We start from the raw sequence: 7,160 nt of genomic DNA, 5'->3' as shown, positions 1-7,160 counted from the left end.
ATATATGGGGGTTTAGCGAAGTCCGGTCAAACGCGGTGGACTGTAAATCCATTCCTTCGGGTTCATAGGTTCGAATCCTATAGCCCCCATTTAATCATTGGGATATGGCCAAGTGGTAAGGCATCGGTTTTTGGTACCGTGTATTCGCTGGTTCGAATCCAGCTATCCCAGCTAAAAAAGAGTCAATGAGCGATTACGCTTGTTGGCTTTTTTATTTTATTCAAAAAACCCTTTTGAAACACCAATACATTATTAACTAAAAAAGTTGAGACAAATTCGTTTGTCCCAACTTTCTTTAGTTATTATCCTTTACTTTCAAATGGTGCTGGCATCTTCGAAGCCTTTGCAATCGTGACAATTGCAATAAATGTCCCTACCATTAGTGCACCAGCCATTCCCCAGTCATTAGTAAACTGTGACAATGACACCATTGAACCGGCTAAAATATTTCCTACAGGTCGCGTTGCCGCAAACGCACCCGAATAAGCACCTATCTTTAATGGATTCATCATGTCTGCACGCATCGTTTGACTTGATGGTACGTTAATAATTTCTCCCAACGTAAAGACAAATGTGACAATAATTAACGGCCAGAAATCATGCAACAAGAACGATATTGCAAAACCAAACCCTTGCATGAATGTTCCTAATGCAAAACTACGACGCAACGCCCATCGGTTTGTATAATGATTAATATAATTCATCACTAATATAATTAAAATTGTATTAATAACCAGCATAAACGACAGCATACGCTGACCATAGAAATGAATACCCATGAAAGTATAATCATGAAATGACTTTGTTAGATGTGCTGCCAAATAAAAATCTGGTTGCGAATAAATTACTACGGAAAAAATTGAACCAAACATAAATAACACATAACGCTTATCTGACAAAACTTGCCCATAAGACTTAACAGCACTCCATACGGAAGAATTAGCTTGAACATGTGTCATATCCAAAGTCTCTGCCATACCTAGTTTAATGATAAATGCATTAACAAGACCAACTACGACTGATCCTAGTAGTAATTCAAATAGATAATCACGGAAGAACCAACCACCAATTGCTGCACCAATCATTACACCAATATTAAGCACCCAATATATCAACGCATAAACGAATTTTCGATTTTCAACCGTTGAGGCATCAATCATCATTGCCTGCTCTGCGGGATCTGCAAACGATGACCCAACAGATGCTAATAAGAAACCAATAAACGTGATATATGGATTTGTATACCAAGGGGCATTCATTAGCATCGCTAGCCCATAACCGATAATGATTAAAGCAGATCCAGTTAGCATTGTTCTTTTCCGACCCCACACGTCAGATAAATGACCACCATATAGTCCGGCAATAAAACCAGCTACCGATACAACCATCAATAAAATTCCTGAAATAAATGCACCAAAATATTGCACATAATAAATTGTCATGTTTGGCCCAATCGAGCTTCCCAGTAAGACCGTCAAAAAAACTGTTAACGTTCTTAACTTTAGGTTGCGATTCAAAGCCATAAATTCCTGCATACCCTGCTACCTCCAATGCCCAAAAATCAAATTGTTTCTATACTACCATAAGCTTCTCATGCTTGTCCCAATTAATAGTTTTTTAACAGATTCATGCTTATTATTAGTCTGTATAATCGTGTTATTTAGTTTTATAGTCTAGAAATGCTATAATAGCAGTTATATATTACACAACGAACTGAAGGTAACTATAGTGAGTGAAAACAACATACAAGAAAATAACTTTGAAGGCATCCTTTTCCCTCATTGGGATGATTTGCCTAACCTTGATCTTTACATGGACCAAGTCGTTGAATATGTTAATACGGTTCTAACACCGTTGGAACTGCCAACAGTTACTTCAACGATGATCAATAATTACGTTAAAAAGAAGATGATTTTAGCACCCATAAAAAAGCGTTATCAGACTTTACAAATTGCGGACATATTAATTATTTCCTTATTAAAGCCTATTTTTTCATTAGATCAGATTCGTGCCGCTATCGATCAAGTAACGGCTTACGATTATCCTAAAAATGCTTTTAATACTTTCGTAGACATCCTATCAGGTTACTTTAAAAATCCGACAGATGTCACTAGCGATGATGCTTCTGATGAAGCAAAATTAATGCACTCAGCCGCTAGTGTGTTATTCCATAAATTAGAAGCTGAAAAAATACTTGCAACCTTACAAAGAAACCGTCCTATCAAGGAAGTTCCTACAACGAAATAATTTTTTGAGAGCGAGGCAAAAGTTGTTTTGAAGCCGGTGTGTAACGTTATTGGCGTAATTTTTGGCCGTAGCAACGCGCTGGACACGGATTGCAGCAATTTACGTTATATTTCGTCTTCAGACTTTTGAAACGCGTTTATGCTATAAAACATACAGGCTTATAATTAATGCATTTTAAACAAAAAAGGTTGGAACAATTTCCTTTGTTCCAACCTTTTTTGTTTACCTTTTTTGCATAAAAAAGTACTGCTTTATATTAAATTTTTGATTTTTTAAAGATAACATCTTTCAACCAGACGCTTATCATGCCATAAATTGCCATCGCAATACAAATCCAAAAAATTCCTAATAGAACACCACTCAAAACATCAGTTAAATGATGTGCACTAAAGTATATTCTCGAGAACAAAACACTAAACCAGAATAGCAAAACAACTATATATGAAGTGATTTTGGCCCATGACTTTTTTAACATTGGAATAAAAATAACAACCAACGCTAAACAAACCAATGTCACACTGACTGCATGACCACTTGGAAATGAAAAACCATCATCAATCGCCAAATGACCTTGTGGTCGTGAACGTTCAATTAAATTTTTCATCATAATACCTAATATACCACCGGTTCCCACAACCCCTAAATACCATAGGGATAGAATTTGGTAGCGTCTTAGGAACAATACAATCGCTACAATAAAGGTAACAATCACCATGGTCTTCGCATCACCATAAGTCGCACTAAACGTCATCCAGCTATTAAATAAGCCATGCGCATAATCCATCTTTGGCAATCCAAACGTTGTCTGAATCCACTGTGTCACATTATCATCAAAATGATTGATCGCAGTACTATTCGACATCACCATACTACTCATGCCAAGAAATAGGATCAAACTAACAGTTGCCCAAATTAATTGGCTAGCCTTAAACTCTATTTTATTATTTGTCATTCGATGCTAAACCCTTCCAGTTTACAATAAGCTTTAATCTTCAGGCATAAGTGGCAAGTTAATAATAAAACTCGTCATTTCGTCGTCTGATTCAGCTCTGACACGTCCACCATGCGCTTCAACTACGCCATCAACAATGGCTAATCCAAGTCCAGTACCACCTGTTTTAACGTTACGTGAACTTTCAACACGATAAAAACGATCAAACAAACGTTCCAATGACTCTGCTGGTATTTTAGCACCATTATTAGTTACACGCACTTCAACTTCGTTCTTTTCAGCAAAAACCTTAGCTGTTAAACGAATGAACGTTGCGTCTTCACCATATTTTAGTGCATTATTAATCAAATTCATAAATACGCGGGCCAAACGATCTGGATCACCCATCATTTCAATAACGGTCGGCTTTGATACCACTGATATGACAACATTTTTTTCTTTAGCTTCTAATTCATAATTAACTGCTAATTGTTGTAACATTGCCGCCAAATCTAATGGTGCCCAATGAAGCTTAAAATCAACTTGACGAACCTGCGTATAATCAAATAAATCTTCAACTAACGATTTCATCTGACCGGACTTATCATAAGCCGTTTTAGCATATTTCATAATTTCATCACGACTAAGCTTTTGTTGCTTGCTATCGTTAATGATTAAACCAAGATAGCCCAAAATGGACGTCAAAGGCGTTCGTAAATCGTGAGAAACATTTGTTACCATTTCATCTTTTGAACGCTCAATCGCATGCTCTTCCATAATCGCTTGTTGTGCAGCGTCATAAACACTATTTATATTATTAACCAATGGTCGAAAACGTCGACCCCAACGTTTAGTAGCTAGACCCGGGCTTTTTGCATCACCAACTTGTGGCACTAAATCATGAACCGCCACGATTAAATCATCTAATTTTGTACGTTGATAAAAACGCCACAATAAGAATAACCAAAGGACTAATAAAATAAGTCCAATGATAATCACCAAAAATGGCGAATGTTTCGTAATTAAACTGATTTCTTCCCAAATATTATGGCCTTGCCATTTTGGCTGTAGCATTAACATAATGCCTAGCTCTGTGCATACAAAAAGCAGGGCGGAAACCACTGCCTTGACTGTTAATTTAAGCCAACTCAGCATTCTTAGTTTCATCCCCACTGCCTTTCTTCATTAAAGTACTTCAATTTTGTAACCAACACCCCAAACAGTTTGGACAACTTGATTGCCACCAGTGGCAGCTTCAAGTTTATCACGCAGGTGTGACACGTGTACCATCACTGTTTTAGCTGATACAACTGACTCTTGTTGCCATACACGCTCAAAGATGTCATCAGCACTAAACACGCGATTAGGATGAGACGCCAATAAGTATAAAATACCAAATTCAAGCGCCGTCAAATTAATATCAACGCCATCGGCCGTCTTTACCTCATGACTGTCTTTATTAATTGTCAACGGACCAACATCTAATACCTCAGGAGTTGCCTGAGCTAAACCATTTTGAGAACGTCGCAATAATGCACGCACGCGCGCCATCACCTCTAACGGATTAAATGGCTTAGTAACATAATCATCAGCACCAGTAATTAATCCTTGAATCTTATCCATTGCCCCTGACTTAGCAGACAATAACAAAATTGGTACCGGATTATCTTTACGAACCTCTTTCAAAACCTCTGTTCCACTCATCTCAGGCATCATAATATCCAAAATAATCAGACCAATATCTGGATTTGTTCGAATTCTAGTCATCGCCTCTTTACCATCGCTAGCAATTACTGGGTCATAACCTTCATTTTTAACGTAGATTTCAAGTAGTTCAGCAATTTCATGATCATCATCAACAATCAAAATTTTCATCAATCTACCTCCACTGTCTCTTACAACTAGCCGTTATTTAGAACGTGATTGCGTAGTGTTTGTTCCTAAGAAGCCACCGCGAATTCCGGTCTTTGAACGCCAGTAACGGAAACCAAAGAATGCCAAAACAGCAAAGATAATATAAGCCCAACCTGGCAATAGTGGGTTGATAATTGGTGGCAAGTAAGCAAATCCAAGATATGCAACAAACCAGATAGCAAACGCAACAATGGTTACAACAATCTTCTTCCAGATTGATACATGCTTACCATCACGGCGTGGTGCAATCATTAACGTTACGGCTGAGAAGAATACTCCTCCCAAAATTGACGTTAAGATCAATGACGTAATACCAGCGGCCCCACCAGATCCTTGCATTGACGCCGTATTACGGCTAAATAGCAAAGTTAGACCGAACATAAAGCTAAACATCATAAAGAATGCAATCGCATTATCAATTGCTAGTGGCCAAAAACCATAGCTAGCGTAACCACGTGATTCTTCTTGCTTTTCTTCAACGGTCTTTAATCCCATTGCTTCTGCAGGAGAATTATACAATTGACGTGCCGTTTGCCCCGTCTTTTGTGCCGTTAACAACTTAGCCCCAACTTCAGTAATTAATTTTGCCTTTGATTCGTCACCATTAGCTAAAATAACCATTTGACGAATAAATTCTTGATTACGTTTCGTTAATCCAGATGTTGCCAGTTCTTGAACTGTAGGCAATGTCGGCTGTGTAGCCTGTGATTGTGTTTGTTCCTTTGACTCTGTCATATTTCCCCCAATTAAACATTGAACAAGAATTCGATGATATCACCGTCTTGTACAACGTATTCTTTTCCTTCTGAACGACGGCGACCCGCTTCTTTGATTGCCTTTAATGATGCATACTTATCAAGGTCTTCAAATGAGAACGTTTCGGCACGAATAAATCCTCGCTCAAAGTCTGAGTGGATAACACCGGCAACTTGTGGTGCTTTCATGCCCGCACGGAATGTCCAAGCACGTGTCTCTTTACCACCAGCTGTAAAGAATGTACGCAAATCAAGCATGTGGTAAGCAGCTCTAATCAAACGATTTAGTCCTGGTTCAGTAATTCCTTGCAATTCCATGAATTCTGCTTTATCTTCATCATCCATTTCAGCAATTTCTTCTTCTGCACGGGCTGAAATACCGATAACACCTGCATTTTCACTATCAGCATATTGCTTGATTTGTTGATAATATTCAGAAGCTTCTGGATCAGCCATATCATCTTCAGCAACGTTGGCAACATATAGCACTGGCTTTGATGTTAGCAAGAACAAATCATGAATAATCTTTTGTTCATCTTCATCCCATTCAATTGAACGTGCTGGTTTACCAGCCTCTAAAGCTGGCTTTAATTGGTCCAATACGGCCAATTCAGCAATCGCATCCTTATCCTTAGCTGACTTTGCTGTCTTTTCAACACGAGCATAACGCTTGTCAATTGATTCCAAATCAGCTAGTACAAGTTCAGTATTAATTGTTTCAATATCATCCAATGGATCAACTTTACCTGAAACGTGTGTAATATCATCATCATCAAACGCACGCACCACGTGAACAATCGCATTAACTTGACGAATGTTTTCTAGAAACTTATTTCCAAGTCCTTCACCTTGTGAAGCACCCTTTACAATACCAGCAATATCAGTAAACTCAAAAGTTGTTGGTACTACTTTGTCAGCTGGGATTAGTTCTTGGATACGAGCTAAACGATCATCTGGCACTTCAACCATTCCCACATTTGGTTCAATAGTTGCAAATGGGTAGTTAGCCATCTCTGCCCCTGCTTTAGTGATTGCGTTAAATAGTGTTGACTTACCAACGTTTGGCAAGCCAACAATTCCTGCTGTAAGAGCCATTATATATTTACCTATCTCTTTTCTTTAATCTTGTGCACTCTGCAATACACGTTTAAATCTTTTATCAAATTCATGACGGGTCATGACAACTTGACGCTGACATCCTTGACAAACAATCTTCATATCAGCACCAACACGCATAATCTGCCACTCATTGACGCCACAAGCATGCGGCTTTTTCATTTCAACAACATCATGTAAATTATACATTGCCGTCT

8 protein-coding genes and 2 tRNA genes are annotated in these 7,160 nt (G+C 38.2%); 3 read left to right on the top strand and 7 right to left on the bottom strand.

Annotated elements, in window-relative coordinates; genetic code table 11:
* Nucleotides 1-6 precede the first annotated feature (6 nt).
* Nucleotides 7-89: transfer RNA gene (locus GA0061074_RS03080), tRNA-Tyr, on the top strand.
* Nucleotides 90-98: 9 nt separating this feature from the next.
* Nucleotides 99-171 (top strand) — tRNA-Gln (locus GA0061074_RS03075).
* Between the two features lie 131 nt (nucleotides 172-302).
* On the opposite strand, the gene GA0061074_RS03070 is transcribed toward GA0061074_RS03075, so the two are convergent.
* Nucleotides 303-1,535, bottom strand: a complete 1,233-nt coding sequence (locus GA0061074_RS03070; protein WP_092461750.1) for an MFS transporter — start codon at nucleotides 1,533-1,535, stop codon at nucleotides 303-305.
* Nucleotides 1,536-1,728: 193 nt separating this feature from the next.
* Here GA0061074_RS03070 and GA0061074_RS03065 point away from each other — a divergent pair, with 193 nt between their 5' ends.
* Complete coding sequence (locus tag GA0061074_RS03065; protein WP_240005828.1) at nucleotides 1,729-2,247, top strand: DUF1836 domain-containing protein; 519 nt, start codon at nucleotides 1,729-1,731, stop codon at nucleotides 2,245-2,247.
* A 256-nt stretch (nucleotides 2,248-2,503) separates the two neighbouring features.
* Here the strand turns inward: GA0061074_RS03065 and GA0061074_RS03060 are convergent, their stop codons facing one another.
* From GA0061074_RS03060 to GA0061074_RS03035, 6 genes are all read right to left on the bottom strand, one after another.
* Nucleotides 2,504-3,199 carry a phosphatase PAP2 family protein gene (locus tag GA0061074_RS03060; protein WP_092461746.1) on the bottom strand — a complete coding sequence of 232 codons (696 nt, stop codon included), beginning with the start codon at nucleotides 3,197-3,199 and terminating at the stop codon, nucleotides 2,504-2,506.
* A gap of 33 nt (nucleotides 3,200-3,232) precedes the next feature.
* The gene (locus GA0061074_RS03055; protein ID WP_240005829.1) at nucleotides 3,233-4,258 is read right to left on the bottom strand and encodes a sensor histidine kinase; all 1,026 of its coding nucleotides are present in this window, start codon (nucleotides 4,256-4,258) and stop codon (nucleotides 3,233-3,235) included.
* Nucleotides 4,259-4,363: 105 nt separating this feature from the next.
* Entirely contained in the window at nucleotides 4,364-5,053 is a 690-nt protein-coding gene (locus GA0061074_RS03050; protein WP_092461742.1) for a response regulator transcription factor, read from the bottom strand.
* A gap of 33 nt (nucleotides 5,054-5,086) precedes the next feature.
* Nucleotides 5,087-5,827 carry a DUF1129 domain-containing protein gene (locus GA0061074_RS03045; protein WP_167550159.1) on the bottom strand — a complete coding sequence of 247 codons (741 nt, stop codon included), beginning with the start codon at nucleotides 5,825-5,827 and terminating at the stop codon, nucleotides 5,087-5,089.
* Between the two features lie 11 nt (nucleotides 5,828-5,838).
* Nucleotides 5,839-6,942, bottom strand: a complete 1,104-nt coding sequence (gene ychF / locus GA0061074_RS03040) for a redox-regulated ATPase YchF (protein ID WP_092461738.1) — start codon at nucleotides 6,940-6,942, stop codon at nucleotides 5,839-5,841.
* A 24-nt stretch (nucleotides 6,943-6,966) separates the two neighbouring features.
* Nucleotides 6,967-7,152, bottom strand: a complete 186-nt coding sequence (locus GA0061074_RS03035; RefSeq protein ID WP_092461736.1) for a DUF951 domain-containing protein — start codon at nucleotides 7,150-7,152, stop codon at nucleotides 6,967-6,969.
* Between the last annotated feature and the right edge of the window lie 8 nt (nucleotides 7,153-7,160).

It is taken from the genome of Weissella bombi, assembly GCF_900094835.1.
Taxonomy (GTDB): domain Bacteria; phylum Bacillota; class Bacilli; order Lactobacillales; family Lactobacillaceae; genus Weissella; species Weissella bombi.
The sequence above is the reverse complement of the archived record's forward strand: the minus strand, read 5'-3'. Positions and strand labels throughout refer to the sequence as shown.

Coding starts and splice junctions, on each gene's coding strand:
- GA0061074_RS03070 (WP_092461750.1), bottom strand. CDS start 1,535: ATGCAGGAATTTATGGCTTTGAATCGCAACCTAAAGTTAAGAACGTTA.
- GA0061074_RS03060 (WP_092461746.1), bottom strand. CDS start 3,199: ATGACAAATAATAAAATAGAGTTTAAGGCTAGCCAATTAATTTGGGCA.
- GA0061074_RS03055 (WP_240005829.1), bottom strand. CDS start 4,258: ATGTTAATGCTACAGCCAAAATGGCAAGGCCATAATATTTGGGAAGAA.
- GA0061074_RS03050 (WP_092461742.1), bottom strand. CDS start 5,053: ATGAAAATTTTGATTGTTGATGATGATCATGAAATTGCTGAACTACTT.
- GA0061074_RS03045 (WP_167550159.1), bottom strand. CDS start 5,827: ATGACAGAGTCAAAGGAACAAACACAATCACAGGCTACACAGCCGACA.
- ychF (WP_092461738.1), bottom strand. CDS start 6,942: ATGGCTCTTACAGCAGGAATTGTTGGCTTGCCAAACGTTGGTAAGTCA.
- GA0061074_RS03035 (WP_092461736.1), bottom strand. CDS start 7,152: ATGTATAATTTACATGATGTTGTTGAAATGAAAAAGCCGCATGCTTGT.